Raw genomic sequence first — 20,265 nt, 5'->3', positions numbered from 1 at the left:
TAGAAAAACATGATAAGGTGATGATAAGTCACCTTATTTATATAAAATGGAAAATAAAAAGCAAATGGACAGACTACAAAAACTTAACCGCTACTTCTTGATTGTATTTGCAATTTTAATGGGGTTAGGTGCACACTACTTCCAACATAATCAAGGTGGTAGTGGTCTCGAATTAGCACAAAACAATGTTGTTTGGATATTCTTTTCGATTTTAATTGGCTTGGGTTTATGGAAAATAACCGATGCCCAAAAAATATTTTACACCCGTTTTACGATTGTTTTTTTAATCGCTTTTTTACTCTTCCTTATTCCTATTTTCTACCCTAATAATTTCCTCGCCGAACAAAGTTACACACGTTTGTTAGGCCTTTTTGCTGGCTTTTTATTATTTGTTAGCTTACAACAAATGCGTTTTAACGCTTTATATATTCAACGTCTTTTATTACTTGTTGTACTCGCAGGCTTCTTGCAAGCCTGTTATAGCTTAATGCAAGACTATCTATTACCCGCAGATAATTTTTTTGGATATGACGTCGGTTATGGTCGCCCCTATGGCATTTTCCAACAACCTAATGTGCTTGCTTCATTTATGGCAACTACATTGATTTTAGCGGGTTATTTATTACAAAAAATAGAATGCAGAAAAACACAAGTATTTTTACTAGTAACCGCTTGGTTGAATATGTGGGTGATTACTGTTGCTGTATCCCGAGTGGGTTATTTAGGTTCGCTGTTAGCCGTGTTGTTCCTTATTCCATGGGCATGGCAACAAAATAAAAAACGTTTAGCTATTTTTGTGGTTGCTCTATTTTTAGGTATTGGATTCGGTTCAATGAAAGGCCATGATTTATTAAAAGCACGTAATATAGAATCGATGACTCAGGACAGTATGCGTTCACGTAATATGTTACAAAGCTTCAAAATGTTTACAGAAACTCCTTTATTCGGTAAAGGCTATGGCAGTTTTGAAAAAGAATATTTAATCAGTTATGCAAAACAAGTAAAAGAGAATAAATTACCACCATTAACAAGTCATTATGCTCATCCGCATAATGACACTCTTTTTGGGCTGTTGAAGGAGGAGTTGTTCCTGTAATCGCTATTTTATTATTAGTGATTGCTTTTTTAGGCTTCTAAGGCCTTTTAAATTATCCTACGCGATGGCCATGATGTCGCTAGTTATACCGATTTCATTACATACACAAACAGAATATCCTTTATATCATTCATCGTTACATTGGTTAGTGCTGATCTTATTAGTCTTTTTTATTGATAACGAAGAGCAACAGTCACAACAACAAACTTTCCACCCAACCTTTGCTTTACGCATTTTTGCGCTTTTAATTCCCCTTTTCACTGCGATCTTCATGTTAACTAACCTCATGACTATTTCCAAAATAACGCAATATGAACGTAGCAGAAACCCTGATATCAGATTATTAATGGATATTATTAATCCACTTGTTTTCCAAGACCGTTTTGATTTCCACCTTAGTTACTTTCGTTTAGGAGTGGCTGTTCAAACGGATAATCAGCAAGAACTCAAAGCAATTATTGATTGGACTGAGTACACAATAGAACGAACACCAAAATCTTACTTTTATATCGTTCTCTATCTAGCTTATAAACATAACAATCAATTAGATAAAGCAGAAAAACTACTTGAACATGCACGCTATCTTTATCCTAAAGATGGACAGCTGGCTAATATTGATAAACAACCAAATTCGCAGGCAACAAAAACGATCAGCTCAGCACAATCCACAGCGCAAAGACTGGATTAATTGATGTTTTCATTAATATTAAATATAAAAATCATTGCAACTTTATTCATTGCTTTTTTACTAGTGAATGCTGTAAGAGCAGATATTTATATTTATATCGATGAAAAAGGAAATCAGCACTTTGCCGAACGTAAAGTGGATAAAAATTATCGTTTGTTATTACGAAGTGATACTAATAAAGCCCCTGCTACCTTTAAAAATTGGAAAGAAAAAAGCTATAACAATACCCATGTACCACGCGATAAAAGATTACAACATCTATATCATCCACTTATCGTCAAGGCGACTAACAATAATCAATTAGAACCTGCTTTTTTACATGCGGTCATTACTGCCGAATCAAGTTACAAAAAAGAAGCTGTATCTTCCGCAGGTGCTATGGGGTTAATGCAACTCATGCCTGTGACAGCAGAGCGTTTTGGCGTGGATGACCCCTTTGATCCGCGACAGAGTATTAATGCAGGAGCGCTTTATTTAAATATATTACTTGAAGAATTCAAAACAAAAGAGCTCGCACTGGCGGCATACAACGCGGGAGAAGGGACAATAAGACGCAATAATCTAAAGATTCCACCTTACCCAGAAACACGGCGATATGTGGATAAAGTGATTGGATTTTACTGGTACTACAAAGATAATTTATAGGTAAAAATCACACCTATAAAAATAAGCAGTTTTAAACAAACTTAGCAAGGCAATCCATGTTAATCTTAAAAGCCTTCAAAAGATGCTATTTTAATAATAACCGTAACTTGCATAAGTAACAATAAACATAAGTAACAATAGATGCGCAGAATCAATAAATTACTTTCCAATAAATTCATATCTTACGGTGTTGGCATTGCCTTTATTTATGGCTGTATCGCCAGTCAAATGCCCCTTCAGCATAATACTGTCTATAATAGCTTGATCATCACCATTGCAGTCTATTCAAGTTGTATTTTAATTCTGCCACGCATTACAAAGTTCTTATTAGTGGATAAAAATCTATATATTCTGCCAGTATTACTTTCACTTTATATCATTGCGGTTATTGCGATTGTGTTATTACGTATTGATTATTCGCGTCCTACGCTTATTTATGGCTTTATCATTGTTTTAGTTTGGTTATTTGTGAGTACGTTTGTTAGCAAAAATGAATCCAGCTTAAAACTAAGCGCAATCAATAATTTTGACCATACTATTCTCAATACAAATCAACATATTGAAATAAGTATTATCGAAGCACCTTATCAATTTAGTCAAATAGAACATGGCCTTGTGGTTAACTTGCATAAAAAGTTAACTCCTGAACAAGAAAAGTTTATTGCCGATTGCAGTATTAATAACATTGCCGTTTACCATTCAGAATCAATTAAAGAAATGATCGAAGGTAAAGTGCAAACAAGGCATTTATCAGAAAATACCCTTGGTTCACTTGGAGCAAACCCAAGTTACTATTTAATAAAACAAGGTTGGGAATCTCTAGTCATTCTCGCCAGCTTACCTTTTTTGTTACCTTTAATGATATTAGTCGGTATTGCGATTAAAATAGAAAGCAAAGGTCCTATATTTTATACCCAGAGCAGAATTGGACAGGGAGGCAAAAGTTTTCAAATATACAAGTTTAGAAGCATGAAGATCGCCAACCCCAAGGCCGATTCTAAATTCGCCACAGAAGAAGTTGATCGAGTGACTAAAATAGGCAAATTTATCCGCCAAACTCGTATCGATGAAATGCCACAGTTCTTTAATGTACTAAAAGGTGAAATGGCCCTCATCGGCCCAAGACCAGAACAGGAAGTGTTTGTAAAAGCCTTCGAAGAAGCAATCCCCTTTTACGGTTATCGACACATGGTAAAACCTGGTATCACAGGTTGGGCACAAACAGTACAAGGATATACTGCCGATACTGATTCCACCCGCGAGAAGCTCGCTCATGACCTGTATTACATTAAACACCTATCTTTTTGGCTGGATGTGAATATATTCTTTAAAACGCTTAAAACTATGTTGACGGGGTTTGGGGCAAAGTAAATAAAATAATAGACTCTATATATAAAATTTTTTATTCTAAAATTAGCATTATAGTGCCTGATAGAGCTTAATTATAATGTGTAATAAAATAATTTATTATTCCAAAGGTATTTGATATCTAAAATCAAAGGCAAATTACATAGTGACGAAATATTCTGACAACACTTTAACAAAAGAGAACATCCTAGTATTAATAGATAACGCTGAAAAAATGCAGTTCTTTTATAAGTTAATTATAAATAATAATATTAAAAATGTTTCGTTCCTTCATTCTAATTATTATACTTTTAGGCAATGTAAAAAATATTCTTTTTTAGTTAAGTCAATTTTACTAAAGAAAGAAAAAGATATTCCTATTAACCAAAAGTTATCTATCGAAGAAGCTAAAAATAAACAACTTTACAACCACTCTATCAAGCTAGAACAAAAAAAAATTATTGAATCCCTATCTTATAATTCAAGTCAAATTTGGATTTTTTCAGGATTTCAATATTCATATTTATCAATACAAAACTTTTTAGATAAGAATAAAATTCTATTTTTTGAAATCGGAAACTTTCCTAACAAATATCAATCGAGCAAAAGTGGAGTTAATGCCGATTCAGATTACAATCATAGGGTAAAAAGATTAAGAGAAAATAAATCCATTGAAAAACATGAAATTGACGAATTAATTGAGGAACTATTTAATTTTCGGCCCCCCATGTAGACCGAAAAATATCTTCAAAAATAACCGAAGCATTTACAAATAAACTCGGAACATATTTTTTTAACACATTAGCTCCACAAAAGTCTGCCATAAAACAAATAATTTATGCGTTTAAAATTCATAGAAGTCGTCAATTAATCAAAAAATATTGCCATCCTTCTTTTGAGATAAAAGATAATTATGCTCTTTTTATATCTCAAGTAGAGGAAGATACGCAAACACTTTTTCAATCTGAAGAGACAAGTCTTTCAGCATTAAAAAAAGCCAAATCATTATCTGAAGAGCTCAATTTGAAATTAATTGTTAGATTACATCCTGCTGAAAAAAATCTAGAATCACTTATTAGCCTAATTACGTTTTGCAAGTTAAATGGGATAAAAATAGATAATAGCGGTAGCTTACTTTCTGCAGTTTTAAATGCTAAACACGTTATAACTATAAATTCTACAGGTGGTTTACACTCTATATTACTTGGTAAAAATGTGACATGTTTAGGGGCTACTTTTTATAATACATGGAAGCCTATGGATGTTGTGTTGTACAACAAATTTATATTAAAGAATATTAACCAGTAACCCCCCAGTTTCTTAAGAGCTTCATATTTTTTCCTTTACGGTCAATTTATAATGGCATACATATTTAACTAATTAAAAAATAAACTAGAAAAAAGGAAAAATACAAGTGGATTTAATCAGAACTTCAAAAAAAGTTGGTGACAATGCGTATTTCAAATTTAAGGATATACCTATTCTTGATATTCGAAGAAATTCTATACCAGATCTTTGCGAAGGAAAGCGCGTTTTGGTTATTGGCTGTGTAGATATGATTGAAATTATCTCTTTACAAAAATACATTGAAGAAGGTAAACATCAATTTCATAATATATCAGATAAAGCTAGCTATACTGCAGGAATAGATATAAATGAAACTGGTATAAAGCAATTATCCGAAAATGGGTATAATGTAGAATGTTGTGATATTTTAAGTCAACACTGTCACTATTTAGATGAAGAATATGACTACGTAGTAATTTCACACGTAATTGAACATGTAATTGACTTAACTGGCTTCATAAAAAAAATAGTTGACACAATTAAAACAAAGGAATTTATTTTTGCAGTACCAAATGCTTATAATATAAAGCACGCACTGCCTTGTTTATTATTTCAAAGGGAAAGAGTTAGTAACGATCATTATTATACATTTACCCCTATAACTTTTGTAAAATTAATAGAAGGATTGCAGTTTAAAGTACAATCAATTTATTTAGACCAAGACAGAAGAATCCTATTGGGAAGAAAGCATTTAATATTTGGAACTATATGGTCTTATATAAAAGCTAAAGTATTTAAACATAGTGGTGATATTGTTTTAGTTGCAAAAGTTACTTCACCTTATAAGTGAAAAATGCGGTCAAAATGGAATAACTAGCTTTTCCTCCAATAAAAACCAATGTAGCGACCCATAGCCCGAATGAAGGAGTTAATAAAAAAGTAAAATGAATACTAACATCGCAGTAATAAGGGATGACAAGGTTACCAGATTAATATGATTAGCGACGATTAAATAGCTTTGGCTCCAACCATAAAATGCTGTTGGCAATAATAATAAAGAGCTTACTATTAACAAATAATGGTAACTAGCATATATATCTCCAAAAAGTCTCATTATTGTCTCACTAAGAATAGTAAATACAGAGATCCCTATTACAATTACTACTGTAGGATATATACGCCCTAAAAAAGATAACTGAGAAATTGATTTGAAATCTTGCTCCGCTATAGCACGTGTAAAAAGAGGTAAAAGTAACATTCTTGTTCCTGTTATAGCAAAAAACAAAACATTAATTAAGCGAATTATCACCCCCATTACAGCTACACTTAACTCATCTAGCCATAATGAGCATAAAGGTAAACTTAAATGGGTGACAAGTAGCGCAATTAACATGGATGTGAAATATGGAACAGTCGCTTTAAATGTAATTAGTATTTTGCTAACTTTGAATTTACCTAACCGAAAATAACCAGACCAAAATAAATAAAAACACGAATATAATAAACATAATGAAAAGCTGACAGTATAAAGTGTTATTAGTGGAGCTGTAAAAGTAAAAACTAAAACGATAAATAAAATAGGCTGTAAAACATATTGAACAATTAGGCTAAAAGAAGCTTTATTGTTTGCTTGAAAAATAGCGGTAGTAATAAAAAATAATGACAAGCTATAAAACTCAAAAAAACCAACTCCTTTATCTACATTAAAAACCTTCATTAAAATTAGCTGATAAGAACTATAACTAACTAATGCCCCCAAAAAAACAAAGAAAAAAGCCAAAGAAATTTTCTCTTTAACTTCTTTTTTGCTATTATTAACAGATAAACTTTTTACCAACCACTTTTCACAACCTACTGTTGCAAGCTGTGAACTAAAAATAAGTATACCCAATGATATGAAATAGTTGCCAATAGCATCTGCTTCGTAAGCTCGAGCAAGAATAATATTTACCAGTAAAGCAATAATGGATCCAATGACACGTAAATAACTCAGTTGAAAGCTTTTCCTAATAAAACTTGACTTGTTATCAATGATTTTCATATTTTTTATAAGTTAAATTTATCAGTATTTCTAAAAACTAATCGCCCTTCTCGGCTTCTTCGCTTTAGGTTTATCTTCTTCAAGCTGAGGCTGTTGTTCAAAAGGCAACTCCTCGCCAACAACTTCATAACCTTCAGTTTCACCAATAATAGCTATTTGCAGATATTGCTCGTTGAAGTAGATTAAATCACCTGCGTAGATCTTTTTACGTTTTTGGGTTTCTACTTCACCGTTGAGTGTGACGTAACCTTCTGATATGACTTGTTTGGCTTCTCCGCCACCTGATACTAGATTGGCGATTTTTAGTATTTTATAAAGCGCGGTGGGTTCTTCGCGTATTTCAATGAGTGTTGCGTAAATTTCTTGTTCGTCAGACATTTATCATTCTCTGCGTTTCAAAGTAAGCCAAAGGATCATATCAGTTAAGAAGACAGATTATACTAATAATAAAACAAAGGCACCTTATTCTGGCCAAGAACAAATGATATTTTGCAAAACTAAACAAAGCTTAACTATTGTTTATTAGTAGCTCAATCATTGACCTGTTAAACTATGATCCCAGTCTTTCCATACTACTTCATAACCCTGTGCTTTCACTAATTCAGCCATTTGTGCAGGAGAGCGATCATCACTTATTTCGAATTGCTCTAAGGCTTGCTCAGTCGCTTCGGCATATCCACCTGGTTGTGTACTTGAACCAGCGCTTAAACTTGTAATGCCTAAAGGTAACACATTGTTTCTGAAGTGTTCTGATTCTCGTGTAGATAGTGATAACTCAACCTCAGGGTTAAACAAACGGTAGGCACAAATTAACTGCACCAGCTGTTTGTCATCCATCACGGATTTTATTTCCATGCCACCAGCACAGGGACGTAATCTTGGGAAAGAAATAGTGTAGCGACTTTGCCAATATTTTTTCTCTAAATAACTTAAATGAGCGGCGACATAAAAGCAATCCGTTCGCCATTCTTCAAGGCCAATCAAACAGCCTAACCCCATTTTATGGATACCCGCTTTACCTAAACGATCATGGGTATCGAGGCGGTATTTAAAATCAGATTTTTTGCCCTTTAAGTGATGCTCTGCATAGGTTACTGGATGATAAGTCTCTTGATAAACTAAGACAGAATCAACACCATATTGAATTAGTTCTTCATATTCATCTTGGTCAAGCGGTTGTACTTCGATAGTGATATGAGAAAAATATTTTTTGATAATCGGCAAGGCTTGCTTGAAGTAATCAACTCCGACTTTACGTTCAGATTCGCCAGTCACTAGCAAGATATGATCAAATCCCATTTTTTTGATAGCTAAACATTCCGCTTCAATTTCTTTTGTATCAAGGGTTTTACGACGAATGGCGTTATGCATTGAAAAACCACAGTAAGTACAAATATTACTGCACATATTAGAAAGATATAAAGGGATATAGAATTGCTGTGTTTTACCAAAGCGTTGCAAAGTAAGTTGCTGAGATTTTTGCGCCATTTGCTCAATATAAGCTTCAGCCACTGGTGAAACCAAAGCTTTAAAATCTTCTAGATTTAAACGCGATTTACTCAGTGCTCGCTCAACATCCTGTTCTGTTTTGCTAAAAATAGAAAGGCGTATATCGTCCCACTGATATTGTTTTATCTGTTCACTAAATGTCATGTAAATCCTAGCAATATAATGATTAAAGTCGCGCTTTAGTTTCTAGCTTTTATTTAGCTTTCCAGCCTTATAGCCTTATGGCTTTCCAGCTTCATGGCTTTTAACCTGCTTCTAAAAATGCGGTCAGCGGGCTCGATGCGATAGCCTGTTGGCTTTGTCCACCTAAACCAGCAAGGTAAGCTTCGCGACCCGCTTGTACTGCTTTAGCAAAAGCACGGCTCATCGCAACGGGATTATTTGCCACGGCCATTGCAGTGTTAACCAAAACAGCATCGGCGCCCATTTCCATCGCGAGAGCGACATGTGAAGGCGCACCAAGTCCGGCATCAACTACCACAGGAATGTTTGCCTGTTCGATAATTATTTCTAAGAACTCAGCGGTTTTAATGCCTTTATTAGAGCCAATTGGCGCACCTAGTGGCATCACAGCGGCACAACCAGCTGATTCTAAGTGTTTACACAGAACAGGGTCTGCATGCACGTAAGGTAATACTACGAAACCTAAATTTGCGAGAGTTTCAGCTCGCTTTTAAGGTTTCAATCGGATCTGGTAATAAATATTTTGGATCAGGATGGATCTCTAGTTTTACCCAATTAGTTTGTAAGGCTTCACGCGCAAGCTCAGCGGCAAAAACGGCTTCTTTGGCATTGCGAGCGCCGGAAGTATTAGGTAATAGATTCATTCCATTTTTAATCAGTGGCGCAAGGATATCATCTTCTTTATGTTGCATATCAATACGCTTCAGCGCCATAGTAACTAATTCTGATTGCGAAGCTTGTAATGCGACCACCATGGTTTTCTGGTCGTTGAATTTACCCGTTCCAGTAAAAAGACGAGATGTAAAAGCTTTACCTGCGATAATGAGCTTATCGTTATCAATATTTTTTAGTTGATCAGTCATTTATTTACCCACCCGCAATCGCTTGAAATAAAGACACTTTATCGTTCTCTTGCAGTTGGTAACGAGCCCATTCACTGCGACTAATTATCTTTTGATTGACTGCAATCGCACTACCTTTTAAGGGACTTTCTAATACCACTAACAATTGCTCAATATTAGATTGATCATCAATTTCGATGAGGTTTTCGTTTACATTTACTTTCACTGTTATTTTCCACATACACTACATTGAGGATCTTTTTCAATGGCAAAGCTTTGCCACTCTAAGGTTTTGCCATCAAAGATCTTTAATTTATTTTTAACACCAGAAGGTAAGCCGGCAAAATATTTAATGGTTTCTAATGCCTGCATGGTACCAATAGTGCCAACGACTGGGCCTAATACGCCAGAGTTACTGCAATTTAAAGCTTGCTCTTCATCATTAGGGAATAGGCAATGGTAACAGGCTGACTCAGGTTGCTTATGGTCAAAAAAGCTAAGTTGTCCTTCAAAGCGGATGGCGGCACCTACGATATGCGGTACTTTAGCTTCAACACAGGCGACATTAATCATTTGACGAGTGGCCATATTATCAGTGCAGTCGAGAACGAGGTGAGTCATCATTAATTCCATTAATAATTGCTCTTTGTTCATTTCAGAATTGATGCTTCGTACGCGAATTTCAGGGTTTAATTGCTCAAGACGTTGTTTCATCAAAGCAACTTTATCTGCGCCAATATCACCGGTTTTGTAAGCAATTTGTCGTTGTAAATTACTCAGTTCTAAACAATCAAAATCAGCGACAACAATTGTTCCCACACCTGCGTACGCTAAATAAAGCGCGACTGGTGTACCAAGTCCGCCCATTCCAATAATCAATACCTTGCCGTTTTTTAGGTCTTTTTGGCCAAGCTCTCCAATTTCTTCTAATAAAAGATGGCGACTGTAACGTAATAATTCAGAATCACTTAACATGGCATTTCCTTAGTTAATAATTTGATTAAACTCGTCAATGACAGTCTGATAGTCTTCAGCCAGAGTAATTGCGGTGACCACTGCAATACTGCCGACCCCCGTTTTATAAACATCAGGTGCGCGTTGCAAGTTAATTCCACCAATAGCCACAGTTGCCGTATCAGCAAGTAACGAGACATATTTTTTTAAACGATCGAGACCTTGCGGATCACTTGGCATATCTTTGGTTTGAGTTGCAAAGATATGTCCTAATGCAATATAACTGGGTTTTAACTGTTTCGCCCTTAAAATTTCGTAATAGCCATGGGTACTTAGGCCTAATCGCAATCCACAATCCGCAATTAATGCCAAGTCTGCCACATCCATATCTTCCTGACCGAGATGTACCCCATAAGCTTGATGTTTTATTGCTAATTGCCAGTAATCGTTGATAAATAATCTTGCGTTATATTTTTTGCCTAATGCAATTGCATCGATAATCTGTTGTTCAACTTGCTCTGGCGCTTTGTCTTTAATGCGAAGTTGTAATGTTTTTACACCGCTTTTTAAGACTTTTTCTAACCATTCAACACTGTCTAGAACAGGATATAAGCCAAGTTTAAGCGTGTCACATCGAGCAAAGCCCGGTCCTGCTTCTAATTTTCCAGGCAAGTCTAATTCATAACCAATTTTAGATTCGGGAAACACCACTTCTGGAAAGTCATTTTTATCATTTGGCCAACCTAGGTGAGCGATAGCACCTTCACCAGCACCTAATTGCTTAGACGCTTTTAAGCCTTGATTTAAATAAGCTTTTGCAATAACAAGCGCATCTTCAATAAAATAGTTTTGCGCAATAGTAGCGGCTAAAGCACTAGATAAAGTACATCCCGTTCCATGTGAATGAACATTCTCTAATCGTGGACTAGAAAGCGCTATTTCACGTTCACCATCACACCAATAATCAATGCAATACTCTTCTAAAAACGGTAAATGGCCACCTTTGATTAAAACGCTTTTACAGCCCATTTCAATGAGTTTTTCAGTAGCGCCTTTTAACGATTCTCCACTGATCAGCATATGCCCAGAAAGCGTAAAGACTTCTTTAGCATTAGGTGTTAATAAATCAATCATTGGTAATAAATGCGATTTGATTACTTCATTAATACCGTCTTCAGTCATTTCATCACCCGTTGATGCAACCGCGACAGGATCGTAAATAACATAAGGAGGTACCGGCCAATTGGTTTTATATTCTGCTAATTTTTTAGCAAGAATCTTGACGTGTTCAATGCTAGCAATAAGCCCAATTTTTATGACTTTAGCCGGCATATCCGTCGCCAATGCATCAAGCTGTGCAATAAACATTTTATCGGAAACACTTTCCACCAAATTCACAGCTAGCGAATTCTGCGCTGTTACCGCACTGATAACAGAACAACCATCAGCCCCTAAAGCTTTAATTGTGTGTAAATCAGCTTGAATACCCGCACCAGCACTTGAATCAGAACTCGCAATTGTCCAAACAATGTTATTCATTATTAACCTTATTGAAAAAAGCTGTCAGCGGTTAGCTATCAGCTTTCAGTTTAAAAACATCCAATACTTTGATTTTTTTGAGAGCTAAAAACTGATAGCTGATGACTACAAACTGCCCTTAGCTTTTGATTTTACTGACAGCTAATAGCTAAAAACTGCCCCTAAGCTTTATCTAAAACCGGTGGCTGATAAATCTCTGCCCCTGATTCATTAAACTCTTTCGCTTTGGCGGCCATTCCTTGCTCTGCTGACATAGTGATTGTCTCGTCTAGGATCTTAATACTGATTTCCCCAGATTCGAGTTTATCGCTGAAATCACGCACATCCTGAGTGATTTTCATTGAACAGAACTTAGGGCCACACATAGAACAAAAATGGGCTACTTTGCCAGACTCTTGAGGCAAGGTTTCATCATGATATTCACGCGCGGTAACTGGATCTAAGCCAAGATTAAATTGATCTTCCCAACGGAATTCAAAGCGTGCTTTTGATAATGCATTGTCGCGAATTTGTGCACCAGGGTGTCCTTTCGCTAAATCAGCGGCGTGAGTCGCAATTTTATAAGTAATTAAACCTACTTTTACATCATCTTTATTAGGTAAACCAAGATGCTCTTTAGGTGTCACATAACACAACATTGCACAGCCATACCAACCAATTTGAGCAGGCACCGATACCAGAAGTTATATGATCATAACCAGGTGCAATATCCGTTGTTAATGGCCCTAAAGTGTAGAAAGGTGCTTCAAAACATTCTGTTAACTGTTTATCCATGTTTTCTTTGATCATTTGCATTGGCACATGGCCAGGGCCCTCAATGATCACTTGTACGTCATATTCCCAGGCAACTTTGGTTAATTCACCTAACACTTCTAACTCAGAAAATTGTGCTTCATCATTGGCATCAGCAACCGAAACACTGGGCGTAAACCATCACCTAAAGACAGAGCAACATCGTACTGCTGACAAATTTCACAGATCTCACGGAAATATTCGTAGGCAAAATTTTCTTTATGGTAGGTCAAACACCATTTTGCCATGATCGAACCGCCACGCGATACAATACCAGTGACTCGTTTTGCTGTCATAGGTACAAAGCGTAATAAAACACCAGCATGGATGGTAAAATAATCCACCCCTTGCTCAGCTTGTTCAATCAAAGTATCTCGGAATACTTCCCAAGTTAGATTTTCTACTACACCATTTACTTTCTCAAGCGCTTGATAGATAGGAACTGTACCAATAGGCACAGGTGCATTACGCATTATCCATTCACGGGTTTCATGAATATTACGACCCGTTGATAAGTCCATTACTGTGTCGCCACCCCAAAGCGTTGACCAAACTAGCTTTTCTACTTCTTCTTCAATAGATGAGCTAACAGATGAATTACCAATATTAGAATTCACTTTAACTAAAAAGTTGCGCCCTATGATCATCGGTTCTAATTCAGGGTGATTGATATTTGAAGGAATGATTGCACGCCCTTCTGCTACTTCTTTACGCACAAACTCAGGGGTGATTTTGCTTTGAAGGTTTGCACCATAACTCTGACCGGCATGTTGAAAATGTAATGCTTCGCACTTTATACGCTCGCGTCCTTGGTTTTCACGAATGGCGATATATTCCATTTCAGGAGTAATAATCCCCTGACGTGCATAGTGCATTTGCGTTACACACTTACCTTTTTTAGCACGTAATGGCTTAGGTAAATTAGCAAAACGTAAATCATCTAAAGAATCATCGGCTAAACGTTGCTTGCGCAAAATTAGAAGTAACGCTGTCTAATGTTTCAACATCATCACGTGCGTCAATCCAAGCGACACGCAACTTAGGTAATCCAGCATGCACATCAATTTTAGTATTAGGATCAGTATAAGGGCCTGATGTGTCATAAACAGGAATAGGTTCATTTTTTTCGAAAATGGGATTTTCTTCGCTACCACCAACAAAGGTATCTGTTTGATGAATTTGTCTCATTGCCACTTTGATAGGGTGAATTTCACCATCAATAAATATTTTTTCTGAATTAGGGTAGGATTCATTATTCAGGTTCTGAATATAATCCTGTGCGACTTGGCGCGCTTCACGGCGAGATAAACCTTTACGGTCAGTGGTTTTTAATGTTGAATTTATTTCTTTAGACATAGCAATCTTTACCTTTATCTTAATAATATAAGAAGTTATAAAAAAGAGTGCTTGTCGAATTTTTGTGGAAGCTAAAAAGATCGAGGCTGTGATCTTTTCTACTTGTTCCCTACGTAGGTATTAGCCTATTCAGGTTCCACGGATCCTGCATAATTGCAGTCTCAGCCCTTTCTCTAAAAAGATATGGGCACTCCGACAAGATGTGCGCAGTATATACTGATATAAATCGTGATTGCAAATAAGTCACTCCCTGTAAAAATAAGGGTCTTTAATTCCATTTTGTTATAAAAAAGCCCGTTTAATTCTTTTGTTGTTGCAAAACGGAGGAGTAGACTGGCGCCATCTTTACTAATAGTGGAAATAGTTTCATGGCATTATCGAATCTCTCGGCATTAACTTCGCCCCTCTCTGAGTTGCAATTGTCTCAACTGCGGCAAGCGATGGCAGGACTTGACCCAATGCAAACAGCATGGGTAAGTGGTTACTTAGCAGGTGTAAGTCAAGCACCAGTTAGCGCACAAGCAACAGTGAGTTCAGGCCAAAGCCTGACTATCTTATACGGTACACAAACAGGTAACGCTAAAGGCGTTGCCGAGCAACTTGGTGTTGCTTGCTGATGCAAAAGGCATCGCAAACCGTGTTGTTTCTATGGCGGATTACAAAGTTAAAAGCATTAAAGATGAAAGCCATCTTATTATCGTTGCGAGTACTAACGGTGAAGGTGAAGCTCCTGATGATGCCATTGATCTACATGAATTCTTAGCCACTAAAAAAGCACCTAAATTAGATAGTTTAAAATTTGCAGTGTTAGGATTAGGTGATTCAAGCTACGAATTTTTCTGTCAAACAGGTAAAGACTTTGAGCAACGCCTAAGCAATCTAGGTGGCGAAATTATCCTTGAGCGTTTAGATGCCGATGTGGATTACGACGAAGTTGCTACAGAGTGGATTGAAAATGCATTAGTTGAAGTTGAAAAAACACTTGAAAAAGGTGGCGTAGCAAGCGCTCCAGTGGCTTCTTTTGCATCAGCTAGCACTGCTAACAAATTCGATAAAAAGAACCCTTTTACAGCAAGCCTTTTAGTTAGCCAAAAAATTACTGGTGATCAATCAGCTAAAGATGTGCGTCATATCGAAATCGATTTAGAAGGTTCTGATTTAAGCTACACTGCCGGTGATGCACTTGGTGTTTGGTTTGAAAATGATGCCACTTTAGTTGCTCAAATCATCAGCAAACTAAACCTTGATGCAAATGCAGAGGTGACTGTTGATGACAAAACAATTTCACTGAGTGAAGCTTTGATTTCATCTTACGAACTCACAGGTACACACCCTGCTTTTGTTGAAGGTTATGCAACACTGACTAACAACAAAGAATTACTTGAACTAGTTAATGACAAAAATGCGCTACGCGATTTTGCTAACAATACACAAATTGTTGATGTTATCACTGAAACTGGCAATGATGCAGTGACAGCAGAGAACTTCCTGGCGTTATTACGTCGACTTAGTCCGCGTTTGTACTCAATCGCATCAAGCCAAACGGAAGTTGAAGAAGAAGTGCATTTAACCGTTGGTTCTGTTTTATTTGAAAGTAAAGATGGTGAACAACGTTCAGGTGGCGCATCAGGCTTCTTAAATCATCGTCTTGACGAAGGTGGCGAAGTAAAAGTCTTTATTGAAGACAACCATAACTTCCGCCTACCAGCTAACCCAGAAACACCAATCATTATGGTTGGCCCAGGTACTGGTATTGCGCCTTTCCGTTCATTTATGCAAGAACGCGAAGCAACCGATGCAACGGGTAAAAACTGGTTATTATTTGGCGACCAAACCTTCAACGAAGATTTCTTATATCAAGTTGAATGGCAAACACACTTAAAATCAGGTCTTTTAACAAAACTAGACTTAGCTTTTTCTCGTGACCAAGAACAAAAGATCTACGTGCAAGATCGTTTAAAAGAAAATGCGGCTGATGTTTATCAGTGGTTGCAGGACGGCGCTCACTTCTACGTATGTGGTGATGCTAACCGAATGGCTAAAGATGTGCATACAGCACTGATCGAAATTATCAGCGAACAAGGTAACAAGAGCCTTGATGATGCTGAACAAGAATTAAATGAATTACGCAAAGCAAAACGTTACCAGAGGGATGTTTACTAATGAGCCAGAAATTACATGATAACGAACGCATTAAAATTGAAAGTAATTTTCTGCGTGGAAAATTGGTTGAAGGGTTAAACGATACAACGACTGGTTCGTTCCCTTCTGATGAAGTACAACTGGTTAAATTCCATGGTTTATACCAACAGGATAACCGTGACCGCCGTGCTGAACGTAAAAAGCAAAAACTAGAGCCTTTATACTCTTTCCTTTTACGTGCTCGTTTACCGGGTGGTGTATTAACACCTCAACAATGGCTAGAGGTTGATCGCGTTGCGAGTGAACTGACAGATGCAGGTAGTATCCGTATTACTACGCGTCAAACGTTCCAATACCACGGTATTTTCAAGCGTAACCTTAAGTCGGTTTTCCAAGAGCTTAAGTTTAAGGCAAATATCGATGCTATTTTCACAGCTGGTGATGTAAACCGTAATACTATTTGTACTTCAAATCCAGAGCAATCAATTTTGCACACTGAGATTTATGAGCTATCAAAAGCAATTAGTGAACACTTTTTACCAAAAAGTAACGCCTATGCTGAAATTTGGTTAGATGGTGAAAAAGTATTAGATACACAAGAAAATGAGCCGATTTACCAAAATATTTTCTTACCACGTAAATTTAAAATTGCAGTGGCATTACCACCGTACAACGACGTTGATATTCATGCTAATGACTTGAATTTTGTGGCGATTATTGATGGTGAAGGCGACAATGCAAAAATTACTGGTTATAACGTAGTCGTTGGTGCTGGTCTTGGTATGACACATGGTGATAAAACTACTTTCCCGCGTTTAGGAGATGATTTTGGTTTTATTCCTGCGGATAAAGTAATTGAAGTTGCTGAAGCGGTTGTGACAACACAACGTGACTTAGGTGGCCGTGTTAGCCGTTCACATGCTCGTACTAAATATACCCTTGAAACACATGGTATTGAAACCTTCAAAACAGAAGTAGAAAAACGTTCTGGTGTTACTTTTGCTGAGCCAGGTGCTTACGAGTTTACTGAACGTGGCGATCGTATTGGTTGGGTTAAAGGTATTGATAACAAATGGCACCTAACAGTATTTATTGAAAATGGACGAATCCTAGACTTTGATGGTAAACCATTAAAATCTGGTTTGAACAAAATTGCAAAAGTACACACTGGTACTTTCCGCATGACAGCAAACCAAAACCTAGTGATTGCAGAAGTTGAAGAATCACAAAAAGATCTGATTGAAAAAATGGCCCGTGAATGTGGTTTAATTGATGACGGTACAACGGATCAACGTAAATATTCTATGGCTTGTGTTGCCCTGCCAACTTGTCCGTTAGCAATGGCAGAAGCTGAACGTTACTTGCCAGGTTTAACCGATGATGTTGAAGGTTTGTTGGCTAAACACGGTATTGCAAAGGATAAAATTATCCTACGTATTACCGGTTGTCCAAATGGTTGTGGTCGTTCGATGTTAGCTGAAATTGGCTTAATTGGTAAAGCACCTGGTCGTTATAACCTTTATTTAGGTGGTAATACCAACGGTACTCGTTTGCCAAAAATGTATAAAGAAAACATTGATGAAGCGACGATTGTAGAAGTACTTGACGAATTAATTGGTCGTTGGGCAACAGAGCGTGAACAAGATGAATGTTTCGGTGACTTTGTTATCCGTACGGGTATTGTTGCAGAAGTGGTGATTGCGACTTTGGATTTCCATGACTAAAACACTCGAACTTGAATATCTATTAACCTTAGATAAAGCGCAACGTACTGAAGCTCTTGCTGAAGTTAACGCGTTACTTGAAACTAAAACAGCAAAACAACGTGTTGAATGGGCTGTTGAAAACCTCGAAAGCGAGTTTGTTTTATCATCTAGCTTTGGTATTCAAGCGGCAGTATGTTTACATTTAGTGACACAGGTAAAAGCAGATACACCGATTATCCTAACCGATACAGGTTATCTGTTTCCTGAAACCTATCAGTTTATTGATAAGTTAACCAAACAACTTAATCTAAACCTTAAAATTTACAGTGCCGAAATTAGCACTGCTTGGCAAGAAGCACGTTATGGCAAGCTTTGGGAACTAGGGTGTTGATGGAATTACACAGTATAATCTAATCAATAAAGTAGAGCCGATGAAACGCGCATTAAAAGAACTCAATGCGAAAACATGGTTCTCTGGATTACGTCACGATCAATCATCAACGCGTGGTGATTTACCCGTGTTAAGCATCCAAAATGGTTGTTTTAAGTTTCTACCAATCATCGATTGGAGTAATAAAGATGTTTTTTATTACTTGAAAGAGCATGGACTTGAATATCACCCATTATGGGATCAAGGTTATGTTTCCGTCGGAGATGTACAAACATCGCGTCCACTTGAAGTCGGTATGAGCGAAGAAGATACTCGTTTCTTTGGACTTAAGCGTGAATGTGGCATACACGAAGATGAAACAGAGCAACAAGGTAGTGGTATTTAAATATAACTACAAGGGCGCGACTATTTAAGCCTAATTTACTAAAAGTCTGCATATCTATTAGCCTTCGCTTAGCGAGGGCTTTTTTTAAAAAAATTTCAAGAATTGTCAAATTTGGCCGATACTTAGTTAATAGAGAAATCGATGATATTAAAAAGGCCCAGATTATGAACCAGAAAGCACTGGCAATTGTATTCCTTTCCATCACATCATTATTTGCTAATAGTAATGAAAGCTCCTACTACGGTGATTATGAAGTTATACAGCTTTATACGCAGGATGAATTGACCGCATTAATTCATAACAACCAGCATCTACAACGTGTTAAGAAAGACGAATGTCAGTTGGTTGATGATATCAAAGCACATGCCTTAAAAATTGCCGAACCATCCTATGTTTACCTATGGGGTGACATGTTAGCTTGGGGAGTATGTGTAGATCGCAATGCACCACTTGGCATGCATTACATTGAACAATCCGCGAAACAAGGTTTATTACCCGCTATTGAACAGCTAGGTCGTTATTATGAAAAAGGGACATTAGTTCAGCAAGATAAAGAGCGCGCCCTTATTTATTACCGAGAAGCGACTTTGCAGGGTTTTTTAAATGCCAAAATTAATTATGTGCGTATGCTAAACGAAGGTTATGGTAGCCCAGTTGATTATCAGGATGCTTATAGTGCTCTATTTCATACAGTAGTAAGCAATAAAACAACCCATCAAAAAATCCAAAAAATGTTAGATGAACTGGCCACTAAAATGCCTGAACATATCGTTAAAGAAGCGAAGGTAGTAGTTATCTAATCGTTATTTCAAATAATTAAGGACAAACTGCATTAACTGAACTGGGTCATTAATATCTAGTTGAGGTAATGCACAATCTGTTTGCTGTTCATCGCAGGCTAAGGCAATAATTGAGGCATCATTCAGGAATAAAAAGGTTTATTCAAAGCCATTCGATGCAACTCAATTTTATTAAAGCTTTCATTTCGATAGCCTTCAACTAACACTAAATCCAATTTCTGTGTATCAAGAAGGCATAATTGATCGATTAACTTTCTATCTTCTTTTTGGCCATATTCATGAAACAATAATGCTCTCTCAGTGCCTGCTAAAAGCAATTGGCAGGCACCTGCTTTGCGTAATCGGTAACTATCTTTGCCTGGTTTATCCAACTCAATATTATGATGGCTATGCTTTACTAAGGCGACATTTACCCCTTGCTCGCACAATAATGGAATAAGCTTTTCTAATAATGTTGTTTTTCCTGTACCACTAAAGGCGACAAAACCTAATAACGGAACAGGGAAAGCACTAAGTTCTGACATGATATAACCTTATGAAAAAATTAGGATTTATATTGTAG

16 protein-coding genes, 4 pseudogenes and 1 riboswitch are annotated in these 20,265 nt (G+C 36.7%); of the genes and pseudogenes, 11 read left to right on the top strand and 9 right to left on the bottom strand.

The annotated features are described in order from the left end of the window. The first annotated feature begins 64 nt into the window (after positions 1–64). From ACLKMH_RS05945 to ACLKMH_RS05915, 7 genes are all read left to right on the top strand, one after another. On the top strand, positions 65–1,096 hold the full coding sequence (locus ACLKMH_RS05945; RefSeq protein WP_413701236.1) for an O-antigen ligase family protein: 1,032 nt from the start codon (positions 65–67) through the stop codon (positions 1,094–1,096). Positions 1,097–1,166: 70 nt separating this feature from the next. Continuing rightward, complete coding sequence (locus tag ACLKMH_RS05940) at positions 1,167–1,784, top strand: Wzy polymerase domain-containing protein (protein WP_413701235.1); 618 nt, start codon at positions 1,167–1,169, stop codon at positions 1,782–1,784. Between the two features lie 3 nt (positions 1,785–1,787). Further along, positions 1,788–2,429 (top strand): lytic transglycosylase domain-containing protein, encoded by a 642-nt coding sequence (locus ACLKMH_RS05935; protein WP_413701234.1) that lies wholly within the window; start codon positions 1,788–1,790, stop codon positions 2,427–2,429. A 141-nt stretch (positions 2,430–2,570) separates the two neighbouring features. Continuing rightward, positions 2,571–3,800 (top strand): sugar transferase, encoded by a 1,230-nt coding sequence (locus ACLKMH_RS05930; RefSeq protein ID WP_413701233.1) that lies wholly within the window; start codon positions 2,571–2,573, stop codon positions 3,798–3,800. A 142-nt stretch (positions 3,801–3,942) separates the two neighbouring features. Then, complete coding sequence (locus ACLKMH_RS05925; protein WP_413701232.1) at positions 3,943–4,509, top strand: hypothetical protein; 567 nt, start codon at positions 3,943–3,945, stop codon at positions 4,507–4,509. 8 nt (positions 4,510–4,517) lie between these two features. Further along, on the top strand, positions 4,518–5,084 hold the full coding sequence (locus tag ACLKMH_RS05920; RefSeq protein ID WP_413702268.1) for a hypothetical protein: 567 nt from the start codon (positions 4,518–4,520) through the stop codon (positions 5,082–5,084). 106 nt (positions 5,085–5,190) lie between these two features. Then, a complete protein-coding gene (locus tag ACLKMH_RS05915; protein WP_413701231.1) occupies positions 5,191–5,913 on the top strand; it encodes a class I SAM-dependent methyltransferase in 723 nt (240 codons plus the stop codon). A gap of 78 nt (positions 5,914–5,991) precedes the next feature. Here ACLKMH_RS05915 and ACLKMH_RS05910 read toward each other — a convergent pair whose 3' ends face one another. From ACLKMH_RS05910 to thiC, 8 genes and pseudogenes are all read right to left on the bottom strand, one after another. Continuing rightward, positions 5,992–7,104 (bottom strand): hypothetical protein, encoded by a 1,113-nt coding sequence (locus ACLKMH_RS05910; protein ID WP_413701230.1) that lies wholly within the window; start codon positions 7,102–7,104, stop codon positions 5,992–5,994. A 30-nt stretch (positions 7,105–7,134) separates the two neighbouring features. Next, on the bottom strand, positions 7,135–7,482 hold the full coding sequence (locus ACLKMH_RS05905) for an RNA-binding S4 domain-containing protein (protein ID WP_413701229.1): 348 nt from the start codon (positions 7,480–7,482) through the stop codon (positions 7,135–7,137). Positions 7,483–7,638: 156 nt separating this feature from the next. After that, the gene (thiH, locus tag ACLKMH_RS05900; RefSeq protein ID WP_413701228.1) at positions 7,639–8,757 is read right to left on the bottom strand and encodes a 2-iminoacetate synthase ThiH; all 1,119 of its coding nucleotides are present in this window, start codon (positions 8,755–8,757) and stop codon (positions 7,639–7,641) included. A gap of 100 nt (positions 8,758–8,857) precedes the next feature. Beyond that, positions 8,858–9,659, bottom strand: a pseudogene (locus tag ACLKMH_RS05895) (thiazole synthase). A gap of 4 nt (positions 9,660–9,663) precedes the next feature. After that, positions 9,664–9,864 (bottom strand): sulfur carrier protein ThiS, encoded by a 201-nt coding sequence (gene thiS, locus ACLKMH_RS05890; protein WP_413701227.1) that lies wholly within the window; start codon positions 9,862–9,864, stop codon positions 9,664–9,666. A 2-nt stretch (positions 9,865–9,866) separates the two neighbouring features. After that, positions 9,867–10,613, bottom strand: coding sequence for a HesA/MoeB/ThiF family protein (locus tag ACLKMH_RS05885; protein WP_413701226.1), 747 nt, complete (start codon positions 10,611–10,613; stop codon positions 9,867–9,869). Positions 10,614–10,622: 9 nt separating this feature from the next. Beyond that, positions 10,623–12,131 carry a thiamine phosphate synthase gene (gene thiE / locus ACLKMH_RS05880; RefSeq protein ID WP_413701225.1) on the bottom strand — a complete coding sequence of 503 codons (1,509 nt, stop codon included), beginning with the start codon at positions 12,129–12,131 and terminating at the stop codon, positions 10,623–10,625. A gap of 161 nt (positions 12,132–12,292) precedes the next feature. Next, a pseudogene (thiC, locus tag ACLKMH_RS05875) lies at positions 12,293–14,279 on the bottom strand (phosphomethylpyrimidine synthase ThiC). Between the two features lie 89 nt (positions 14,280–14,368). Further along, positions 14,369–14,484: riboswitch (TPP riboswitch) on the bottom strand. Between the two features lie 163 nt (positions 14,485–14,647). On the opposite strand from thiC, the pseudogene ACLKMH_RS05870 reads away from it, so the two are divergent. The 4 genes and pseudogenes from ACLKMH_RS05870 to ACLKMH_RS05855 all read left to right on the top strand — a co-directional run bounded on the left by ACLKMH_RS05870 (position 14,648) and on the right by ACLKMH_RS05855 (position 19,703). Continuing rightward, a pseudogene (locus ACLKMH_RS05870) lies at positions 14,648–16,442 on the top strand (assimilatory sulfite reductase (NADPH) flavoprotein subunit). Continuing rightward, a complete protein-coding gene (cysI, locus tag ACLKMH_RS05865) occupies positions 16,442–18,145 on the top strand; it encodes an assimilatory sulfite reductase (NADPH) hemoprotein subunit (RefSeq protein WP_413701224.1) in 1,704 nt (567 codons plus the stop codon). The pseudogene ACLKMH_RS05870 and the gene cysI overlap by 1 nt, the downstream one beginning before the upstream one ends. Next, positions 18,138–18,903, top strand: a pseudogene (locus ACLKMH_RS05860) (phosphoadenylyl-sulfate reductase). Before cysI ends, ACLKMH_RS05860 begins: the two are co-directional and overlap by 8 nt. A gap of 164 nt (positions 18,904–19,067) precedes the next feature. After that, positions 19,068–19,703, top strand: a complete 636-nt coding sequence (locus ACLKMH_RS05855) for a tetratricopeptide repeat protein (protein ID WP_413701223.1) — start codon at positions 19,068–19,070, stop codon at positions 19,701–19,703. A gap of 122 nt (positions 19,704–19,825) precedes the next feature. Here the strand turns inward: ACLKMH_RS05855 and mobB are convergent, their stop codons facing one another. After that, positions 19,826–20,227 (bottom strand): molybdopterin-guanine dinucleotide biosynthesis protein B, encoded by a 402-nt coding sequence (gene mobB / locus ACLKMH_RS05850; protein ID WP_413701222.1) that lies wholly within the window; start codon positions 20,225–20,227, stop codon positions 19,826–19,828. Between the last annotated feature and the right edge of the window lie 38 nt (positions 20,228–20,265).

The sequence above is a fragment of the Psychromonas sp. KJ10-10 genome (assembly GCF_047323245.1).
In the GTDB taxonomy this organism is placed as follows: domain Bacteria; phylum Pseudomonadota; class Gammaproteobacteria; order Enterobacterales; family Psychromonadaceae; genus Psychromonas.
Note: the sequence above shows the minus strand (reverse complement) of the source record. Positions and strands in the feature narration are given on the sequence as shown.